The organism is Novipirellula herctigrandis (assembly GCA_007859835.1).
GTDB lineage: Bacteria > Planctomycetota > Planctomycetia > Pirellulales > Pirellulaceae > Novipirellula_A > Novipirellula_A herctigrandis.
Genome location: SJPJ01000001.1, coordinates 7,559,373 through 7,579,635 on the forward strand (window position 1 = coordinate 7,559,373; position 20,263 = coordinate 7,579,635).

Below are 20,263 nucleotides of genomic sequence, written 5' to 3' on the forward strand. Positions count from 1 at the left end.
GTTGGATGTCCTGTGTTGCTATGACTGGCAAACGTGCAAATGCGCAAACGGCAAGTATTGAAAACCTTCGGACGGAAGGAGCGTTTGGTTTTCCAGCGAATTTGGCAACGACACTTTGCGATTCCGACGATCTACGCGTTCAGGTTTGCAACGATGAGCAGAGTTTGGTGGTTCAGGCCATCGTTTGGAAAGACAGTAGTGACGCATTGGGTGAAACAAGTGACGGACGCGCGATCGGTGATCGCTCTAGCCTATTGATCGATGTCGATTTCGATGAAAAGCAAACCGCGGAGCTTGATCGAACCTATTCTCTTAATCCGTGGCCTGTAAGGCCCGGCCTTCAATACACGATTCCCTACAAGCAAGGCTCGTCTCATATTCTCGGCGATTCAAAAGGACATGGATCGATTCGCTATGTCACCGTTTCGGATGGCAAAAAGGTCCGGGTCGATTCCTACGTGATTCCGCTCGCCGAAATCAAAGCCGAAACGGGAAAGCCTATCGGCATCGCCTTCATGGCCACTTCGGCGTCTCCTGAATTCATCGTGAACTCAATCGACTTTACGACTGATCGGCAGCGATACTATGCGTTCAATCTTCCGTACAAAGACTTTGACGTAGTGACCTTGGTCTCAGGTGCAGAGTCAATCGATGTGAGCAAGGTCCCCTCAGGTCGCAAAGACCAGAAGAGAGCCGAGAAGCCAAAGGTGAAACCGCTATTGAAGATCGGTGCCGTTCCTGGCGCGCTTACCGCGGAGCAGTGGCTCAATACAGACAGCGCACCGACGCTAAAAAGTCTGAAGGGAAAGGTAGTCTTGATCGACTTTTGGGCGACTTGGTGTGTTCCCTGTGTTGCAGGTATTCCGCATCTGAATGAACTTTACGAGAAGCACAAAGATGAGGGACTTCAAATTATCGGATTTACCGATCAAAGCCGAAAAGGCATCGAAGAGTTCCAGAAGAACGTGAAAATGGACTACCCCGTAGGAGTCGGCAGCGAACTAGGTGCTGAATTCGGAGTGAAGGGACTTCCGCATCTGTTCTTGATCGGTCGCGATGGAAAGCTGGTTTGGGAAGGATTGCCAAACGATGAAGCATTTGAAAAAACACTCGCAGATGCATTGGATGCGAATGTGGAGACCCCGGCTGAAACGAACCATGACAAACCAAGCTTAGATCCTGGTGCGACGTTCTCGTTGGATTTCCCAAAACTCGGCAAGACGTGGCGAGGGGAGTCCACGAAGGCGGGCGTTTACATCCCCGACGATTATATTTCTGAAAAAAAGTTTCCCTTGTTCGTCTGGTTTGGCGGTGGAGCAGGAACAGATGATCCAAAAAAGGCAATTGCGATCACAGGTGGTAGTGGTTTTGTGTGCTTAGCCGTTCCGTATAGGAGCGATGATGATGGGGAAAGTGGCGGTTGGCAGACGCCATGGTCGTTTTACAAAACCATTTTTGACAAACTTGAATCGATTGTCCCAAACATCGATTCCCAGCGACGCGTTTGCGGCGGTCACTCGTCAGGCGGTGCCGCGATCATGTACCAAATCGGAAACTCCGAAGAGTCATTTCAAGACTACTTTTTTGCGTTTATGCCAGGTGGAGCAGGTTGGCCGATGGGTGGGTTGGCGACGATCAAGGGCCGACCGATGCTGGCCCTAATGGGAGAGAACGACAAACGACTCCCGAACTTCAAGAAGCTCGAAGAGGAGGCCCGTGCAGCGGAGATTGACTTCCAACTTTTGCTGTTTAAAGACACGGGTCACAAAATGCCGGCGGAGTATCACGGGGAAATCCGCGAGTGGATGGTAAAGAACGTGGTTACACGCGATCGATAGCGGCACGTCGAAATCGTTGTTCGCGTCCGGATTCTTTATTGATTTGCAGGGCAGTATCTAGCAGGAACCGGCCGACCGCATCTGTACCGGAAAGGGATTAGGCAGCGCCATTATCGCGGAGTTTCTCTTGGAACGTACTCCAAAATTCCATGTCTTTCGTATACCGATCGGGATCCATTTGGTTCTTGAAGTAGTCCAAATAGTCCATCCAGTTTTGGGTCACTTCCACGAACGAGTAGTCCTCGGCGTTCATCGGGTTGACGAAATCCGGATCGCCTGGCGAGCGTGCGTGCGAGAATCTACCATCGGCATCGAAAACCATGTTCGACGTCAGAACGGGTAGTTTCATTTCAAGTTCGTAGATCATCCGCTCTTGTATTGGCATTCCGTCGGTCGCCTGTTCCCATGCCAATGCAACCTCCGTAGGCGTCGTGCTATCCGGGAAACGCAGTCCATAGGAAATACCCGACTGGGTCAAACCATCCTTGTTAAGGTCAACTTGAGCTGCGGGCGGAATCAATAGATTCAACGCACCCTCTTCGGTGAGTGAGTCAACTCGGATAGGGTCGGCAAGCCAATGTGCGTTTTGAACTGCTTTGAGTTCGTCTTCGGAGATGCCGCTGAGGAACGATTTTGGATCAACGTACGCGCCTTCGTCGTATGCCTTCTTCAAGACATTGCCAAAATTTTCTCCAAGGTCGCGGGGGGCTTCGTCGCTGGCGTATCGTCCAAGTTGCTCCGTTTGATACCAACGGTTCCACGACTCTTGAACACGGATGTTCAATGGCTCGGACGTGTCAGTGATCTCGGCGGACGCAGTAATGTCGGCAGACGCATAGCCTTGCCGTCCCGCATTTCGCAGTACCTCACTAAAAACATTTTGGACGTTCTTGTCCTGTGCACGACGAGTTTGCTGGAGCGTCATCACGCTGGTGGGCTGATCACGGATTTGCACTGCAATTTTCTCTCCAATTGTCAAACGACTCATTGAGAATCATCGGCATTGGAGGTGCCTGCCAATCGGGGAATTGGTAGGATTATGCGGATATTGTTGGCAAATCGGTAACGAACGGCTCGGTGCATTTCCAGTCTTTTCCCATCGGGCACACACGCATTGGGCATGATTGCCAAGGACGCCGGTGGACGGAAAGAGTCAACCGGCGTCTCGAATGCGTCCGTTTTATTTCGGCACAGGCAGCACAATCGTAGCGTTCTCAGCTAGCGAAACTTCGCCTTGTTTGCCGTCGATGCGATACTTGATCTTCAACTGCTTCACGATTCCATCAGCTGGGTCGCCGCCAAAACTTTCGTTGTAGCTGGTGCTGGGCAGGAAGATGATGCGATAGTTTTTGGCGTATTTGCTTAGGGTCGCTGTGACGTCCTTGGTTTTGGTGCCAGCGCCATAAACAGCCTCGACAATCTCAAGCTTGACTGGCTTTTGTCCAGCTTGCGCCAGTGCTTTACCAAGGTCCGCTCGGTTGATGTCTTTGCTGGCCATTGCCAACACGACCAACATGGCTTGGTCTTTTAGAGCCGGGACCTTGGATGCCTCCAAGGCGATCGCTTGCATCTCCTCACTGGGATAACGAAGCAGCACTTCGAGAACCAACTGTTTGTCTGTGTCGCGAGTGGCGGTTTTCAACGCCGTGCGGCACATCTCAGTCCGTTGTTCAGCGGGCATGTCAAATTGTCGAGCGATCCGGATGTAGGCTCGGATCGATCGGATCTTGAGTCGTCCATCGTCGGTGGAGTTATGAAGATCGAGAAGGATCGGTGCGGCGTCCACCGATTTCCATTGTCCCAAGACGCGGAATCCTTCGTTGCGGAGTTGCGTGTCGTTGGATCGGGCTGCGGCGGTGACCGCTTTTAACGACGATGCCCCGCCGACGACATTCAGCGTATCAAGGATTCTACCCTTCACGTCCCCGTCGGCTGTACGTAGCGCCGTGGCAAGTTGTGCGGCGGCGGCTTCTCGATCGACCGAACGCAGGCAAACATCACGAAGTGCATTGTCTAAAGCAGCGGCTTCCTTGTCGTCTTTGACAGGTCCCAGCCGCGCGATCAACTTTGGCAAATTAGCCGTGTCGATTGTAGCACCCAGACTGGCCAAGGCAGCAGTACGGACCGAAGAATCGTCATCGTCCACAGCCTTCCAAAGCGCCGGGATTGCAGCAGCAGTGCGCCGACGGCCGGCCAAATCGATCAGCACGATCCGCATTTTTCCTTGGGCCTCGGACAATCGACCGGCGACTTGATCGTCAACGGAATTGCCTTGCAGGATTTCCAGTGATTCAATCGCGGCTTGAGATATTTCAGCATTTCCCTCCACTGCTGCATTTAGCAGCGCGGGAACACACGACTCGTCGCCGACACGCTTTAAGACTCGGAATGCGACGATGCGAAGTTGCTCGTCATCGCTTTGCATTGCCTGGAGCACGGCTGGCAACAATCGAGCTTCGCCACGATTGGCGAGTGCCATGATCAGCAGTCCCTGACGCTTTGGCGACGCGTTGGAAAGTTCTGCCAAGATTGCATCGGTTACCCCTGCATTTTTTGATTCCATCGCAGCACGTACGGCCGCCGCAGCGAGTGCTTCGTCCGACCCTTTGATTGCCTCGGTCAGTAGTGCAATACCATCGCTGTCGGGTGAGAGGATCGCGCCTCGTAACGCCGCCGCACGGACCTGGACCGGTGCGTTCGATAGATCCCTCAAACGATCGTAGATGGATCTTGCTGCCTCACTTTGTTCGGTTGCTTGCAATGCCTCGGCACAACGAAGAAGCCCTTCGCAGATGGCACGTTGGTTGGAATCGGAGGCCTCCGGTAATGCCTTTTCCAAAGCTTCGCTGGCTTTGAGAGTACCGATGTTACCCAACGCTCGGGCGGCGGCCTGATTGACGGCCTGATTGACGCCGGGCTCGTTGAGCAAGGCGGCCAAAGCGACTACCGATTCCGTATCACGCCTGGCACCGAGGCTGCCGATCACGCCAAGTAGCGGTTGGCCCGTGACCTCGCCAAGTGCATTTCGCAACGCATCGTCAACCGATGAATCGCGGATGTTTTCCAGGGCGTATCGTGCCATGTGTGAGAGCTTCTCGTCTCCCAGCATCTTCGCCAATGTGGGAACCGCATCCTTCGTCGCGACGCGTGCTAATTCGCGGCACGTAGCAGACTTTTCTTGCAGCGTCGCGTTGGAGTCGAGCACGGCGAGCAATTTATCTTGTTGCGCGAAGGATAAAGTCGAGGCGTTGGCCAAGAGAATGGCGGTGAGAAGCAAAAATTTGTTTAGAGTGCTGTTCCACATTGGGGGAATTCCGAATGACGGGTGGGGGGAAGGAAAGAGGCAGGAGCAATGGCAGTCAACACATGGGATCGGACAACAGGCGGGTGAGTTCGATTGAACCGACTTGGACCTATCCCACGTTTAGTTTGGGCCAGGGCTAAATCACATACGGTTCCCGCATGGCTCGTGAGCGAAGGCGATTGGCTTCGTCGTCACCAACGAATTCTTCTTTGATGGGATCGAACTTAAGGCTACGTTTGAGCCACATGCAAATATTGGCGGCGTGCACGGTCGTCATGCTATGGTGCATGACTTCGGGATTGGCAACGGTGCGTTCGCGGCTACGGACACAGTCAAGGAAATTTTGCATATGGTCGAGGGAACGCCCTGTCCGGCCAACGTACTCGCCAATGACGCGATTGTACTCACCAAGTAGGCCCGGCGAGGAGACGTCGGGCTGCGAATAGCCGTCGGCGGCTGCGGCCCATCCTTCGGTTCCATCAAACCGTTCGCCACAGGAACCGTGCCAATACTTGTTCCCGCGAGAAAGGATCATACGCACGCCATTGGCAAAGTGAGTTACCATTCCATCGCCGCTGTCATTGGCGACATATTCGTACTCGATCGGCGACAATTCGCTGCATCCGAGTCCAGCCTGCGCCTGAGCGAACGTATGTGCTCCCCATTCTCCGATGCAACTGGTGTGGAAATCGTAATGGCCTCGCCAACCGCCCGCAACATACTCGGGGTTGTAGGGACGCCAGGGGCATGCGCCTAACCAAGCATTCCAATCGACTTCTTCTTTGGGGGGCTGGGCGACGGCTGGCAGCCAATCGTGACGCATCTCGGCCGCATCCCAAGGAGCAATATGGGCGTAGGCCGTATGAATCTCGCCCAAACGACCGCTCCGGGCCATTTCGATACAGAACACGTGGTTCGGTTCACTCAATCGCTGCGTGCCCGTTTGATAGACGCGACCGTAGCGGCGGGCCGTTTCCACGACGGATCGTCCTTCTGCGACCGTCATGCACGAGGGCTTTTCGGTATAGACGTCTTTACCGCTGCGCATCGCTAAAATCGAAGCCAACGCGTGCCAGCGATCGCCCGTGGCAATAAGCACGGCTTCGATGTCGGGACGCGAATCAAGAAAACCATTGATTTCCGGGTACATCGCACAATCCTTTGTGCCATATTCATTGTCAACATGATCCTTGATTGCCAATCGCTGTTTCTTTTGCAGGTCACAGATAGCGACAAATTGAACGGCTGGTTGCCGCATCAGCCATCGCAGATCGTGCATGCCACGATGTTGGATACCGATAGCGCCAACAACAATTCGGTCGCTCGGCGGCACCGCGCCTCCATTGCCCAGCGCGGAAGCGGGAACGAAATAGGGCGCGGCCACCGCGGCGCTTACGCCAGTTGTCGTCTTGAGGAATTGGCGGCGCGAAAGAGGCGACTTTTGTGGCATTGTGTTTGTCCTTCGAGAGAATTGGCGGGGGATCGGGCAAGAGCTTCTTCGGAAGCGGCCGATCAACGGAGGGGATTATTCGCTTGGACGCGTTGAAAGAACATTTTGGTGGGAACCACGCGAAGTAGTCGCATGGCTATCGTAACCATTAGAGTCGCTGAACTGTGAAGTTTCAAGCATTCGGTACAGGAGTGTCTGACCAAACTTTCTGGACGATTCTAAGCAGCGATTTTTGCAGGTATTTCCCAATACTTTTCCCATAGGTCACTCGCATCGAGGGCGGCAATGTTCATCAGATACTCGGCATTCGCAAAGTCCCAGCGGCGACCGCGACCTTTGATTCGCTGAGTCGTCGTTTTGCACTGTGCCTCAGTAGGACCACTTCCAATTTGGATCCCCCGCTCGCGAAACTCTCGGTAACGAATGATGGCTCGACGCTCCGCAGCGTAGCCGATTAGGTGTTCCAACGCTTCGAGCTTGCGACCGCGGCAGTCACCTTTCTGAGCGACTAACTCACTCAGCAGCGAGTCGATCCCTCGATTCATCAATACGTCCATCAACGAGTCAAGCCACTTCGCTCCTGCCTCGTCGTCGCCGTACATTTCACGACGCGCCTTCTGGGCGTTATCCTTCAAGTGGTAGTAGTCCAGGTTGATCTCGTCGACAAGGTGATGAAACTCAAGTTGATTGCGTATCCAAGGAGCTCCATCGATATTGGCAATCGATTCAGTGGCCTGATTCAGTCCGATCGTCGTCGACAACGTTTGCAGCAATCGCCCGGTGACTTCGCAGTCACCTCGCGTCGAGATTACAAGACGATGCGTCTGTTGTTCGTCGTACGCAACAACAATTCTTGCTTCTTTGTATTGTTGATCCGATCCGTTACGAAGCTTTGGTAGCGGGCGGCATTTCTTGCCACTGCGTTTTCGTTTGAATTTGATTGTTGCACGTCGTTTTCTCTTTTCCGCGTCAGTCACGACGGGGACTTTAACACCATCACATCCAATATAGACGCGAGTTTTCCGAGGTTTTCCGGGGGCTTCCGATTGTTCTGCCCGTTCTGATGCGTCGACGGCCAAGTCAGAAAGTGGCTTGTCGTCAATCACACAATCTGCCGAGGACCAACCAGGATCGATGCGGCCACTGGTCAGTTGATTGGTAATCATACGTCCCTCGTACTCCACGATCTGACGCACACTTTCTCCGCTGATGTCGATCGATGCTAAACGAAACATATTCTCCGCCGTCTTGGCAAAGCTTGACGAACTTTGATTCAACCGACAGAGCATCTCACGCACACCGCGTGTAAAACTTTTCTCAGCTTCATCAAGCAAAGCATCGATCGGAACGGAACATCCTTGATCTTCTATTGCCCATCGGACTCGCTTGAATTGTACACGACCGTTTTCGGTCAACACGCTGCGAAGTTGCCTACCCTTATTCCGAGCGCGAACTCCCGTCGTGCTCTTCGGAGGGGGAAAAAGCGGCTTCCGCCGCATCGATTTTCGCTTGCATGGTTGCTTCGTAAACCTGTTGTCTGAAGCGATCAAGTACTTGACGACTGATGCCTTCGCTGTCTTCGATCCAAACGCCATCGCGCGCATTGTCAACGGAATCGGCGACTGCGTTGAGCGTTGCTTCAAACTCCACCTGCAACTTCGCTCTCAAAGCATCGCGATCAATTTTTGAACTTTCCATCGAACCGGTACCTCACAAAAAGAGAATTGAACTTTCCCTATATTATGAGCCTTGCCCAGCTTTCGCGCCAGAGGTATTAGTCAGACACGTACAGGACGACACCGTTTTCGATACCAGCCATGATTTTGGAGATACGCTTAGGGGGGGGATCGCATCGCTTCTGTTGCGGTCGCGGTTCTCCGGTCGTTTCAGCTCTCTGCGCGTTTCAACATCACAACAATGCGTTTAGACTAGTGTCCGTCCGGAAATTGCTCGAGTGGCTGATTTTAGCGGATTTCACGTCCGCTGAGTACTTCGAAGATTTAGCTCTGGGGCGGTTTTAGTGGCGAACAACGCTCGTTTTCTACGCCGTTTTCGCCTGGCGCGCAGACCGATAGCCTTCCGTTGCTCCGATTCCAAAGGAGTATTTGCCTACGCCGCTTGGCGATCACTCTGTGCCGAGGCGCTAATGGCATGATGCTTGGCAAGTAACAACTTGCCAAGCGTATGTAGGTTGCGACCAAGTACCGCCAAACCAAAGTAGCGCTCAAAGCCGATCTCACTACGATCACGACAACGTTTCAGCCCGTTGCCTCGCTGTAAAGCACCGATCGCTGATTCCACACCGCTGTGACGTAGACGTGTTTGATGAAACTTCACGCTTCCGTTTTTCAATCGTTCGGCGTACTGATCGGGAGCACGTGGTAAAACACAAACGTCATCAACGATCTCTTGCAATGCCGTCTCATTTTCATCGCTGTGAAAGCCTCGGTCAAACGACGCCGTTTCGATCTGACCCGAATGTTTTCGCTGAGCAATTCGTGTCTGCTCAACGACAACATCTTGGTCTTTGCTGGTGCGGTCCATCAAATGATAGTGACTGATGAATCCTGCGGCGTCTTCGTAGACCAAGACCAAGCGTCCATACTGATTCGGTTGCCCAGCTTTACCGCGACGGTACAACTGCGTGTGAGTTTCAAAAAGACTGAACAGCTTCTCGCTATTGGGAACTCTTTCGCCAAGGAGCACGCGACGACGAGCGGTGTCGCAGACCTGCCGAGTTAGTTGGATCCATCGCTCGATTGCCGCGATTTTGGAGACAATCGCCGTCGAGAACAACTCCGATTTCGCCGTTTTTACCAACTCGTCGGCTCGCGTGAGCAACTGCTCGGTTCGGACAAGCAGATCCATGTAGAGCGATTGCAATGCGTCTTTCTTGACCTGACTCTTGCTCGCGGCGATGCGTCCCATGTTCTGTTTGAGCTTCTTGATCTTCCTCGTCAAGTGATCGGACTGACGCCAGCCATCAATCTCAAGCATGCCAGCCAAGTCAGCGCAGAGCGGAACAAACTTGCGTACCCCATCGAAGATCAAACTACTTTCGGTCGGATGATGAATGTTGGTTTCGACAACGAACGAATCGGCACGAACCGAAGCGGCAGCCTCAGGTGCAATCTCCTGTCCGGAGGTGACGATGACTTGATTAAGCTTCTCGATCGTTGCAGGCTTGAGTTTGCACAACGTGTCGCGAATGCGTCTGAAGGTGAATTCGTCGGCGTCCTGCCAATCGCCAATTCCCATGATGCCTCTGAGCGAGCGATGGTTCTCGACTTGGTCTTGGAGTTTGTCGTAATCGAAGTTGCACCCCAACCGAACAGCCGCCAAAACAACGACGTGCCAGTCATCCATGCCGGGCCTGCCGATATCTCGACGAGAGTCTTCGTTGAGATCGGCTGCGACTAACTTGACAGCTTTGTGACGAAGCTTGTTGTTGGTATAAAGGAACTGCAGACCCGCGAGGATCGGAACGATTTCGTCGCGGCATTCCAAGTTGAGTTGTACTTGTGCGACAGGGCTGCAATCGAAGCGATGCTGAGATTGATAGTGCTTTCGGACCACGTTCACTCCTCGAAGATTTGCGTTTGAAATTGCTTTTAGTCAACAATTCCAACGCCCGAACCTGCTTGCGGGTTCGATCTTCGGGGAGCTTTTTCTCAAAAAACATCGCAGTTTATGCGGCCATTCAATTTTTGGACGGACACTAGACTAGCACTCAGTTAGGCCTGTCGAGAATCCCTGCAGTCACTGAGATAGGATGATCGACGATTTTTAGTCTTCCTTCTCGCCTTCGATTACAAACTCGGAGTGGTGGCGTACGTCATCGAGACTTTCGGGATTTTCCAGTACAGGCCGAGGCTCGTTAACGTGTCTCGCGACTTGGCAATGGCGCGACAGCGGAATACTTGGGCGTTAAGCCAAATCGAAGCTGTTTGGATGCTCAATCCGTCAAGAGAATCCTAGATGTGCATATCCTGTACTTCGCGGTTAGTCTCGTTGACAACCTCGGCCTCTCTTGACCGCAGTCCTTACCCCGGTTCTCATGCGTTATCATTTAGAATTCAATGAAGATTCAAGTCGCAACGAAACTGCCTTTGAAGAAACAAGAATGACTACAAGACTAAACACATTACTTATCTTTGTCGCTTTGTCTGGGCACGCGTTTGCGCAACACGACCCAGGACGCAATGCAGTACGACTATTGGCGGAAGATCAATTCGATGAGGCAATCGAACTTGTTGGCAAAGAGCCCCGCAAACAGAACAGCCCGATCAGCGAGAGTGATCGCTGTTTCGTACTGGCAATGATTGCCTGTCGACAAGGTGATCTCGACGAAGCTTTTGATTTAGTGCAACAGGCCATCAACCAAGGGTTGCCTATGGAACGATTGCTTGCAGGGCCACGAGAATTTCTTGAACCTCTTGCTTCGCACCCTCCCTATATCGAATGGATTGCCTCTAAAAAGAAACGATTGCTGCATGGACCGATGTTGGGATCGATCACAGATACGTCCGCAAAGTTTTGGGTTCGCACGGCGGACGAGCTGAATGTCGATGTTGTCGTGCAAACGGTGTCTGAGACAAAAGAATTTAAGGGGACGGGGCAAACGTCAAAAGCATCGGACTTCACCACGACAATTTCGGTATCAGGATTATCGCCGGATACGCAGTACCAATACGAGGTGCTGATAGACGGCCAAAACGTTTGCCCGTCGGCCAAGTTCCGTACCTTTCCTCAGCAGGGAAATCCTTGTCGCGTGAAGATTGCGTTTGGTGGTGGCGCCGGATTTACACCGCAATATGAATCGATGTGGAAGACGTTGAAGAGCCGTGACGTGAATGCGATGTTGTTGTTGGGCGACAATGTTTATGTCGATGATCCCACGCATTCGGGCACTTGGCATTACTGCTACTACCGACGTCAAAGCCAGCCCGATTGGAGGCGTCTTGTTGCCTCGGTCGGCGTGTTTTCGATTTATGATGATCATGATTTTGCCGAAAACGATTGCGTTCCGGGGCCGCATGTTGAAAAGCCAGAATGGAAACGCGAGGTTTGGAATACGTTCACTCAGAACTGGGTCAATCCCGCCTACGGCAATGGTGTTGAACAGCCGGGCTGCTGGTATGACTTTTACATCGGAGACATTCACTTCATCATGTTAGACGGCCGTTATTACCGCGACCTCAAAGGCGGTTCGATGCTAGGGCCCGTTCAAAAGAAATGGCTTCAGGAAACGTTGAAATCATCAACCGGAAAGTTCAAGGTGCTGGCTTCCCCGGTTCCTTTTTCTCCGGGCGTAAAACCAGGAAGCAAAGATACTTGGGATGGTTTTCCATCGGAACGAGAATCGATTTTCGCCTTCATTGAAGAGCATCAAATCAACGGCGTAATCCTGATGGCTGCGGACAGACATCGCTCGGATATGCGCAGGATACCACGTCCGAATGGATACGCTCTCTATGAGGTCATGAGCTCGCGGCTCACCAATGTGCATACCCACAATCTATTGCAGGATGCCAAAGGCTCGGAATTCATCATTGGCTATAATGACCAATGTTCGTTTGGGCAAATGGAATTCGATACGACATCAGAGGATCCGTTTGTCGCCTTTACCATCGTCAACATCGACAATCAGCCAATTGAATCCCGGACGTTGAAGTTGAGTGAGCTCACTTGTCCCATTTCCTCTCCCTGAGTTGCGAATTTTTTTGGGGCGTCTGGTTTATATCGAAACGATCATTGAAGTGGTCCGTTAGTTTGGATGCCAGAGTCGTTTCATGGAAACAGTGTCTAGGTCATCCGCTAACACACCCTTGCTCTCTCTTTGTTTGGTATTTTAGTGAGCGGTTTGGAGTGTTTTGAAACCGCAAGCTTCATAGTCACCCGAGTTCCCCATTTTCTGCAAGGAATCTACAGCGATGAATAACGTTTTAAAACCACTCAGGTCCGTGTGTTTGGTTGTCTCCTTCGGATGGTTCATTGTTGGGCAAAATGTGACGTTAGTGTCAGCGGATGATCCTGGCGTTAGCCCCGATCGGGCGTCGAGCGAATCAGCCCAATGGATCGATTTATTTAATGGGAAAGATCTTGATGGATGGACTGTCAAGATCGCGGGGCACCCCTTGGGTGAAAACTACGCCAACACATTCCGAGTTGAAGACGGAATTTTGAAATGCGAATACGATGACTACAACGAGTTCGACGGACGCTATGGACATCTGTTTTCGGTTCTTCCCTATTCCCATTATCGATTGCAACTTGAATATCGTTTTGAGGGTCGAATGCTTCCCGATGCTCCTGGATACGTCGATCTGAACAGTGGCGTGATGCTTCACTCGCAGACTCCGCAAAGTATGGAACTTGATCAGGGTTTTCCTGCTAGCCTTGAAATGCAGTTCTTGGCGGATTTGGGCAGCGGCGAACGTCAAACCGGCAATGTTTGCACACCCGGAACACACTTGGTTTACGACGGAAAGTTAACCAAACAGCACATCGTCAAGTCTTCGGGGCCAACATTGCCAGCGGACAAGTGGGTTGCCGTTGAAATGGAAGTCCGCGGTCATGATGAGATCATCTATCGCGTCGAAGGCAAAGAAGTGCTCCGCTATGAAAAACCGCAATTGGATCTAGGTAGCAAAGAAGCAAAGCCGATTTTGGCTCGAGGCGCGGACATCCAATTGTCCTATGGCCATATCGCTTTGCAGGCGGAAGGCCAACGAGTTTGGTTCCGAAACATCAAGCTTTTACCTCTTTCGGCCGAGTAGACTTGAACGAGTAAACTTGACCGAGTAGACATCGAAATTGGATTGGTCAGTCGTCCTGCATCAGGGCAGATCTGCCGCCATCCACCGCCAACGTTGTTCCGTTGATGAAACCGCAGAGGTCGCTTGCGAGGAAGGCACAGAGGTGTCCGATCTCTTCAATGGAACCGATTCGGCCTACTGGATGCATCGATTCCGTTCGGGCACGTTCCGCACTCGGGTCAGGAAAGCTATTGAACCACGTGTCTCCACCTGCCGTATCGATGAAGCCGGGTGCGATTCCGATCGACCGAATGCCGGGGCCCCATTCAATCGCGAGTGATTGGACTAACCCTACAAGGCCTGCCTTTGCGACGTTGTAGGGAAAGCAACCTGGAATCGTGTTCCAAGCATGATTGGAAGTAATGACGACGATCACACCTGGTTGACGGACATTGCCGGTCAAGTGGTTTTTCGCTGCTTGGCCAAGACGCCAATGGGATGCAAGATCCAAGCTCATACACTCATCCCAATCGGCTTGGCTGCAATTTTCGGCTCCTTTGAAAATATTTCGGCCTGCGTTGGAAATGACAATATCCAGGTCACCCATCGCATCGACTGCTTGATCGACTAATCGTTGCGGCTCGTCCGGTTTCGAAACATCGTTTGAAAAGTAGTAGGCTTTACGATCATGGGCATGGACAGAGTCAAGGAACGCGGTCGCGCCGTTATCGTCTGCGGCCCTTCGTCCGCAACCGGTGACGTCACATCCGGCCTCGGCCAACTTGGCTGCGATCCCAGCACCGATGCCGCTTGTCACACCGGTCACCAAAGCTTTTTTGCCGTCTAAATTGATTTCAAGGGTCACGGTTCCACCTGATTGCTTGGACGTGGGCTACACATAAAAATTCTCTCTCTCATTCAGGTCGCGAATGCCTGGGTGCGCTTCCATTTTCTGTTCAACCAGATCAACTCCCAATCCGGGGCGGTCCGAAAGTTTCAAATAGCCGTTTTCGATTTCCAAGGGGTGATCAATCACTTCGTCACGCCATGGAACGTCGTTGAGCATGAACTCACAGCGAAAGAAATTTGGAATCGAAGCACATACATGGGCGCTTGCCAGTGTGCTGAGCGGACCGTTGGGATTATGTGGCGCGACGAGGACACCGTAGGCCTCCGCCATAGTTGCAATGCGTTTCATTTCCGAAGGGCCACCGCAACGGGTGATGTCAGGCATGATGACGTCGCAAATGTGATTTTCTAGCACGGGACGGAAACCATGGCGCGTGTAATGACGTTCGCCAACACAAATGGGCACTTCCGACGGCAGGCGTTCTCGGAATGCCCGCAGTGTCTGAGAACTTTCGGGACCTGCGGGCTCTTCGAACCAAGTGACGCCAAGTGGAGCAAGTCGCTGAGCCATCTTGATTGCCATTTCAAAGTTCAGCATTGCGTGCGTTTCGATCATCATGTCAAACTCAGGACCGACCGCATCGCGAACCGCTTTAGTCACTTCAAAAGCAAGGTCCTGCTGCGACGTCTCAAGCGACAGCGATGTATGCAAGTCCTCGCCATAGAGATAGTTGGTATGGGCGAACGGGTCGAACTTTAGCCCAGTAAACCCAAGGTCTTTTACCCGCCGTGCTTGCTGTGCGTAGTCTTCCGCTGTGTGGTTTCCGCCTGTAAACCAGTAATTTGCATACAATCGAATGTCCGAGCGGAAGGCTCCGCCGAGTAATTGGTAACAGGGGGTTTGCAATGCCTTGCCCTTGAGGTCAAGCAGCGCCATGTCGAGCCCGCTGATCGCGCACATGCTAGCACCGTAGGGCCCGATCCAATTCAAGTCACGATAGAGTTTTGTCCAAATGAAATCGGTGCGAAGCGGGTCCAAACCAATGACTCGCTCGCCAATATGGCGTGCAGCAGATTCAATGATCGGACTGCCCGGCCAATTAGTGGCTTCGCCGACACCGGTTAAGCCCGTGTCGGTGTAAACCTTCATCATGGTCCAGTTGTACTTGATTCCTTCGACAAGCCAGACCTTTACATCCGTAATTTTCATCTTCGATAACCTTTGAATATTCAGCTGTTCGGACCGAGATCACATTGCTAGGTCGAGATACTCACATAATGCCGTAGCGATCCCATGCTTCTTGGGCACCCATGCCGCCTTTTATCGCGTTGAAGACTTGGCGTTCCCCCGAGGCCTTTTCTAAAGCGAGTCGAATGACTTCGTCTTCGATTGAGTGGGGAACCACGCAGACCCCATCAACATCACCAAAAATGAGGTCTCCCGGTTTCACGACAACGTCGCCAAACTTTAGAGTGCATCTCAGGTCGACGATCTTTCCACGCGGCCTTTGATCTTGTGCGTAACGCCCCATCGAAAACGTCGGAAAGTTTAACTGCAAAATCCCCCGTGTATCACGCGAGTAGCCGTTCACGATCGCTCCAACTGCACCGCGATTCATCGCTGCGGTACTCATCAATTCGCCCCATAACGCGTAGGTCGGCGAAGCACCCGAGCAGATATAGACATCGCCCGAGTTGAGTTCGTCCAACGCACGGAGCATCAAGCCAAAGGGCTGGTTGAGTGTTTCGTTGCATCGACCCGGTCCTTCGCCTCCGAGGTCGTCTGCCTCGAGCACGGTCATCGCACGTCCCACAATCAGCATGTCCTCTCGCAATGGTTGGATCTCGGGGGGCAGAAATTGTTGCAAGTAACCGAGTTGGTCCATCACGTCGCCAACCACTGCGGTGAAGAGTTCTTCACGACATAGCTGAAACAATTCGCCATCGTTCGTCCACGATTTTGTCATGCTCTTCCCTTCTTTGATAATGTGTTTCCCATTTGACCAATGGCTGTTGATGCCGCTAATTTGCCGGAGTGATGCGAATGGCTTGACCACCCTGTGGCTTCAATTCGCATCGCAGCACCGATTGGCTGTTTACCGATTTCCGATCGACGCGAATCTGTGTCGAGGTTTCTACCTGTGGATCATCACGGTAGAGATGGGCCGTGTATTTTTGTCCTGGCTTAAGGAAATCGAGTTGCAAATCAATTGTCCTTTCTTGGGCACCGTTGAGAGCGCCGATGAACCAATCCTCGCCGCTTCGACGAGCAACCACTGCATATTCACCAATGCAACCGTCAAGCACTTTTGTGTCATCCCATACCGTTGGCAACGCATCAAAGAACTCGAGCTCAGGGACCTCTTCGATAAACAACATGCTATCTCCGGCTCCGCCACTATCGAGAGGAGATCCTTCGGGGCGATCGTACCAATACATCCATTGCAGCGGGCTGAACAAGCAGACGGATTTCGCTAACTGTGCGCCATGTGAACCCATGGTGTTCACACGTCCTGCAAAGTAGCAAATTGTATTGTCGCCGGGGCCGGCGAGCATCCGGGTGAACAGAGTAATGAGCGTGTGTTCGGTCTTGGGTGATTCCTCGTCGCCACGAATACCCTCCATCGTCATCAGATTTGGATAAGTCCGAGAGAAGCCAACCGGACGATAGTCATCATGAATGCTCAACACAAACTTGTGGTCCGCAGCTTTCTTGACGGCATCATGCATCCAATTGGTCCATTGTTGCGATCCGGTTCGGACGAATCCGTATTTGATTCCCTTAAGTCCCCACTTTTCATAGAGAGGCAAGATTTCATCAAGTTGTTTTTCAAGCTGATTACGATTGACATAGACCATGATGCCAATGCCTTTCTCTTCGCCGTATCGAATGACCTCCTGCATATCGAGTGGGCCTTTGGAGCGTTTCGGATCAAGCGTCACCGTCGCCGCGTCGGCTTCATTAGTGAATTCATTGCCATACCAACCGGCGCTTTCAATGACGTATTGAAGATTGTGCTTGACACAAAAATCGACACACGCTTTGCCACCCGTCGTGGTCAGGCTAACGTCACGAATGACTTTGCCCGGTTTGATCCATGATGTGTCGGCGATCGCACACGGGTCGTTCAGGTTCAAGAAGATGTCATTGTTTTCCAGTAGCTCACCGGGTGAATTTGCAACCATCACCACGCGCCAAGGTGTGTTAAAGGGCGTTTTTCCGGTGACGGGGCCCTCGATTTCTGAAACGATTGCGTGCGGGTTCCCTTTTAATGGTCCCAGCTTCATTCGCGAGTAATCTACCTGGCGTGCTTCCGCAATGGAAAGGAAAAGGTCGTCGGACGCTTGCATCGTGAGCGGACGTTCACAGACGGAAGTCATGCTGCTAATGTTGGCTTGAACGTAGGTGCCCTGAGAGACACGAGTCATCCACGCGGAGTGATCGCCGGCAAAACAGAACTCGCTGTGTTCCTTTTTGATGGTGAACTCGGACAGGCTTGGCTGAGCGGAAAGTTGATACCGAAACGCCAAACCTTCATCGAAGGCTCGGAAAATGATCTCAAGTTGCCGATTCGGCGAGCTTGTTTCTTGGAGCAGGATCTTTCGCTCATTGTAACGGTCAACGATCGTGCTTCGCTCTCCCCAAACCGGCTTCCAAGCGGAGTCTTTCGAGTCAACGCTCGTTTGAACCAGCTTGAAGGGACCTTGCAGAGGAGCTCCCTCAAGCGTGAGTTCCAAGCGAGAAGGAAGTAGAATTGTTCGGCCTGACCATGTGACCGAGTAGATTGGGCAATCGCGGATCCCATCTTTCTCCGACAGCTCAATTTTGACCTGCATTCGATTGTCGGGTGAGGCGAGTGTTAGCGCATCCTCTGCAACGGCGGTGGTTGCACCAGCGACGCATAGAAGTAAACCAACAAACAAGAAAAAGCGATGCACAACGTTCGGGTAAGTTTGATTCATGTGATTTGATGTAGAAATTGAGTTTTACAGGGGTGATTCACGAGAACTGCCAACCAAGTGAAGAGTCGGACGCTAGTGCTCTATCCAACCTCGTTGTCCTAGGATCTAGATTTCCGCCCGTAGCCATAGTCGCAAACCGTAGCCATAGTCGCAAACCGTAGCGAGAGTCGCAAAGGCTTTCGGCGATAGGCGGCACGGCGAAACTCTTGACGAGTTCCGCTACTCTAATAAACAAAAGCTGACGAAACACTAAGTGCTAGGCACAATGCGAATCGCTTCCCCGCCTTGGGCGGGCAAAGATAACTGAATCACCGAGGAATTCGTTACATCGGTTGTCGTAACTCGCACCTTGGTGCGGGTGTCGACGGTCGGATCGTCGATGTAGCGGTGTGCAGTATAAGTCGTTGCTGGTTTTAAGAAATCGAGCGGCAGACTCAACGTTCTATCCTTGCCGCTGTTCATTGCGCCAACATACCAATTATCGCCATGCCTTCTTGCGATGACCGCGTACTTGCCAATTTCGCCATGAATTACGCGGGTTTCGTCCCAACTTGTCGGCAAAACGTCAAAGAATTCGAGTTCCGGTGCTTCATCGATCACTTGGTTTCCTCCACCCGCACCGCCGGTTTTGCTCGGCGCACTCGCGGGTCGGTCATACCAGTACAAGTATTGCCAAGGACTATAAATGCACAGGGCCTTTGCGAGTTGGTAAGCGTGGGTGGCATTTCGGTCAACGCGGGCATCGAAATAGCACACCGTATTGTCAGCCGGTCCGCACAACAAACGGCTAAACAGGATCGTCAATGTATTGCTGTTCTCAGGCGATGTTTCGTCACCGGCAATTCCTTCAGCGGTCATCAAGTTTGGATAGGTTCGTTCATAACCGGTTGGCCGATACTCGTCGTGAACATCGACCATCAAATGGTGATCGGCTGCCTTGCGAATGGCATCATGAAGCCAAGTCGTCCAGTTCTGCGATCCGACGTTCACAAAGCCATATTTGACTCCTGCGATTCCCCACGACTCATAGAGCGGCAGAATCTCATCAAGCTGCTTCTCGAGAGCGCGACGGTTCACGTAAACGATGACGCCAATGCCTCGTTCCTTCGCATAGGCAATCACTTCTTGCAGTGCTAGCGGGCCTTTCGAACGTTTCGGATCAACGGTGATGGTCGTTGCGTCTGAGGCGTCGTCGTATTCGTGCCCATACCAACCCGCATCAAAGTGGATGTATTGCAGTCCGCGTCGGACGGCGAAATCGACCAACGCTTTGCCACCATCCGTTGTCAGCGTGACCTCTCGTATCACTTTTCCGGGTTTGATCCACGAGGTGTCCTTGATCGCACAAGGTTCATTCAAATTCAGCACCATATAGTTTCGTTCGAGCAATCCACCGGCTCGGTCTGCAAGCAGGATAAAACGCCAAGGAGTATCCAGAGGCAACATTGCTTCGACTGGCGAGTGAAGTTCACTCACCAAACCGGTCGACGTATTCTCAATTGGGCCGAATTTCATTCTGGCGTAGTCAACCAGCCCCGCTTCACCGATCGCAACAAACAAATCGTCGTCAGCCTGGATGGTCAAAGGGCGTTCGCAACCCGATTTGACTTCACTCAGTCGAGCTTCCTGGTAGTCTCCCTGTGCGTTGTAAACCGGCCAAGTTTTGTGATCGTCCGTGAAGCGAAACTCCGACCGTTCACGGCGGATGTTAAACTTCTTCAAGTTTGCCTGTTCAGGAACCGTGTATCGGAAAGCAAAGCCTTCATCAAAGGCACGGAAGGTGATCGAGAGCTTGTAAAGAGAATTGCCCACGGTCTGTAGATGGAGCGTTGCTTCGTTGTAATGGTCACGAACCTCGCTACGTTCACCGCAAACGGTTTTCCATGTTTGGTCAACCGTTCGAGTTTGAACGTCAACAATACGCAAACCGTCGGCCTTTACCATGCCATCGATCTCGAGTCCTAATTGTGAGGCTGCGAGAACCGGACGTCCTTTCCATGTCACGCTATAGTTCAGCAAGTTCGTGGCACTACCGTTTTTGTTTACATCGATTTGTGCAACGAGCTGGCCATCGGGTGATTTCAACTCGACCGCATTGGCA

General features: G+C 52.2%; 14 protein-coding genes. 3 read left to right on the plus strand and 11 right to left on the minus strand.

Annotation, left to right across the window (positions count from 1 at the left end; genetic code table 11):
- The first annotated feature begins 5 nt into the window (after nucleotides 1-5).
- Nucleotides 6-1,838, plus strand: a complete 1,833-nt coding sequence (locus CA13_RS27450) for a redoxin family protein (RefSeq protein ID WP_419194901.1) — start codon at nucleotides 6-8, stop codon at nucleotides 1,836-1,838.
- 97 nt (nucleotides 1,839-1,935) lie between these two features.
- Here the strand turns inward: CA13_RS27450 and CA13_RS27455 are convergent, their stop codons facing one another.
- The 6 genes from CA13_RS27455 to CA13_RS27480 form a co-directional block, all read right to left on the minus strand.
- Nucleotides 1,936-2,826, minus strand: coding sequence for a hypothetical protein (locus CA13_RS27455; protein WP_419194902.1), 891 nt, complete (start codon nucleotides 2,824-2,826; stop codon nucleotides 1,936-1,938).
- Between the two features lie 192 nt (nucleotides 2,827-3,018).
- The gene (locus CA13_RS27460) at nucleotides 3,019-5,142 is read right to left on the minus strand and encodes a HEAT repeat domain-containing protein (RefSeq protein ID WP_146402156.1); all 2,124 of its coding nucleotides are present in this window, start codon (nucleotides 5,140-5,142) and stop codon (nucleotides 3,019-3,021) included.
- 136 nt (nucleotides 5,143-5,278) lie between these two features.
- On the minus strand, nucleotides 5,279-6,592 hold the full coding sequence (locus CA13_RS27465; protein WP_146402162.1) for a Gfo/Idh/MocA family oxidoreductase: 1,314 nt from the start codon (nucleotides 6,590-6,592) through the stop codon (nucleotides 5,279-5,281).
- A 218-nt stretch (nucleotides 6,593-6,810) separates the two neighbouring features.
- Nucleotides 6,811-7,827, minus strand: coding sequence for a hypothetical protein (locus tag CA13_RS27470; protein WP_146396673.1), 1,017 nt, complete (start codon nucleotides 7,825-7,827; stop codon nucleotides 6,811-6,813).
- Nucleotides 7,828-8,029: 202 nt separating this feature from the next.
- Nucleotides 8,030-8,290: a hypothetical protein gene (locus CA13_RS27475; protein ID WP_146396676.1), complete on the minus strand. Its 261-nt coding sequence runs from the start codon at nucleotides 8,288-8,290 to the stop codon at nucleotides 8,030-8,032.
- Between the two features lie 411 nt (nucleotides 8,291-8,701).
- Entirely contained in the window at nucleotides 8,702-10,168 is a 1,467-nt protein-coding gene (locus CA13_RS27480; RefSeq protein WP_146393859.1) for an ISNCY family transposase, read from the minus strand.
- Between the two features lie 547 nt (nucleotides 10,169-10,715).
- Here CA13_RS27480 and CA13_RS27485 point away from each other — a divergent pair.
- The gene (locus tag CA13_RS27485) at nucleotides 10,716-12,302 is read left to right on the plus strand and encodes an alkaline phosphatase D family protein (RefSeq protein ID WP_419194903.1); all 1,587 of its coding nucleotides are present in this window, start codon (nucleotides 10,716-10,718) and stop codon (nucleotides 12,300-12,302) included.
- A gap of 223 nt (nucleotides 12,303-12,525) precedes the next feature.
- Entirely contained in the window at nucleotides 12,526-13,371 is an 846-nt protein-coding gene (locus tag CA13_RS27490; protein WP_146402166.1) for a 3-keto-disaccharide hydrolase, read from the plus strand.
- 46 nt (nucleotides 13,372-13,417) lie between these two features.
- On the opposite strand, the gene CA13_RS27495 is transcribed toward CA13_RS27490, so the two are convergent.
- The 5 genes from CA13_RS27495 to CA13_RS27515 form a co-directional block, all read right to left on the minus strand.
- Complete coding sequence (locus tag CA13_RS27495) at nucleotides 13,418-14,215, minus strand: SDR family NAD(P)-dependent oxidoreductase (protein WP_146402168.1); 798 nt, start codon at nucleotides 14,213-14,215, stop codon at nucleotides 13,418-13,420.
- Nucleotides 14,216-14,242: 27 nt separating this feature from the next.
- On the minus strand, nucleotides 14,243-15,409 hold the full coding sequence (locus CA13_RS27500) for a mandelate racemase/muconate lactonizing enzyme family protein (RefSeq protein ID WP_146402170.1): 1,167 nt from the start codon (nucleotides 15,407-15,409) through the stop codon (nucleotides 14,243-14,245).
- Between the two features lie 61 nt (nucleotides 15,410-15,470).
- Nucleotides 15,471-16,166 (minus strand): RraA family protein, encoded by a 696-nt coding sequence (locus CA13_RS27505; RefSeq protein WP_146402172.1) that lies wholly within the window; start codon nucleotides 16,164-16,166, stop codon nucleotides 15,471-15,473.
- Between the two features lie 55 nt (nucleotides 16,167-16,221).
- Nucleotides 16,222-18,162 carry a glycoside hydrolase family 97 protein gene (locus CA13_RS27510; RefSeq protein WP_146402174.1) on the minus strand — a complete coding sequence of 647 codons (1,941 nt, stop codon included), beginning with the start codon at nucleotides 18,160-18,162 and terminating at the stop codon, nucleotides 16,222-16,224.
- 249 nt (nucleotides 18,163-18,411) lie between these two features.
- Nucleotides 18,412-20,263, minus strand: a 1,852-nt coding sequence (locus CA13_RS27515; protein ID WP_146403924.1) for a glycoside hydrolase family 97 protein, incomplete at its 5' end; no start/stop codon positions are given.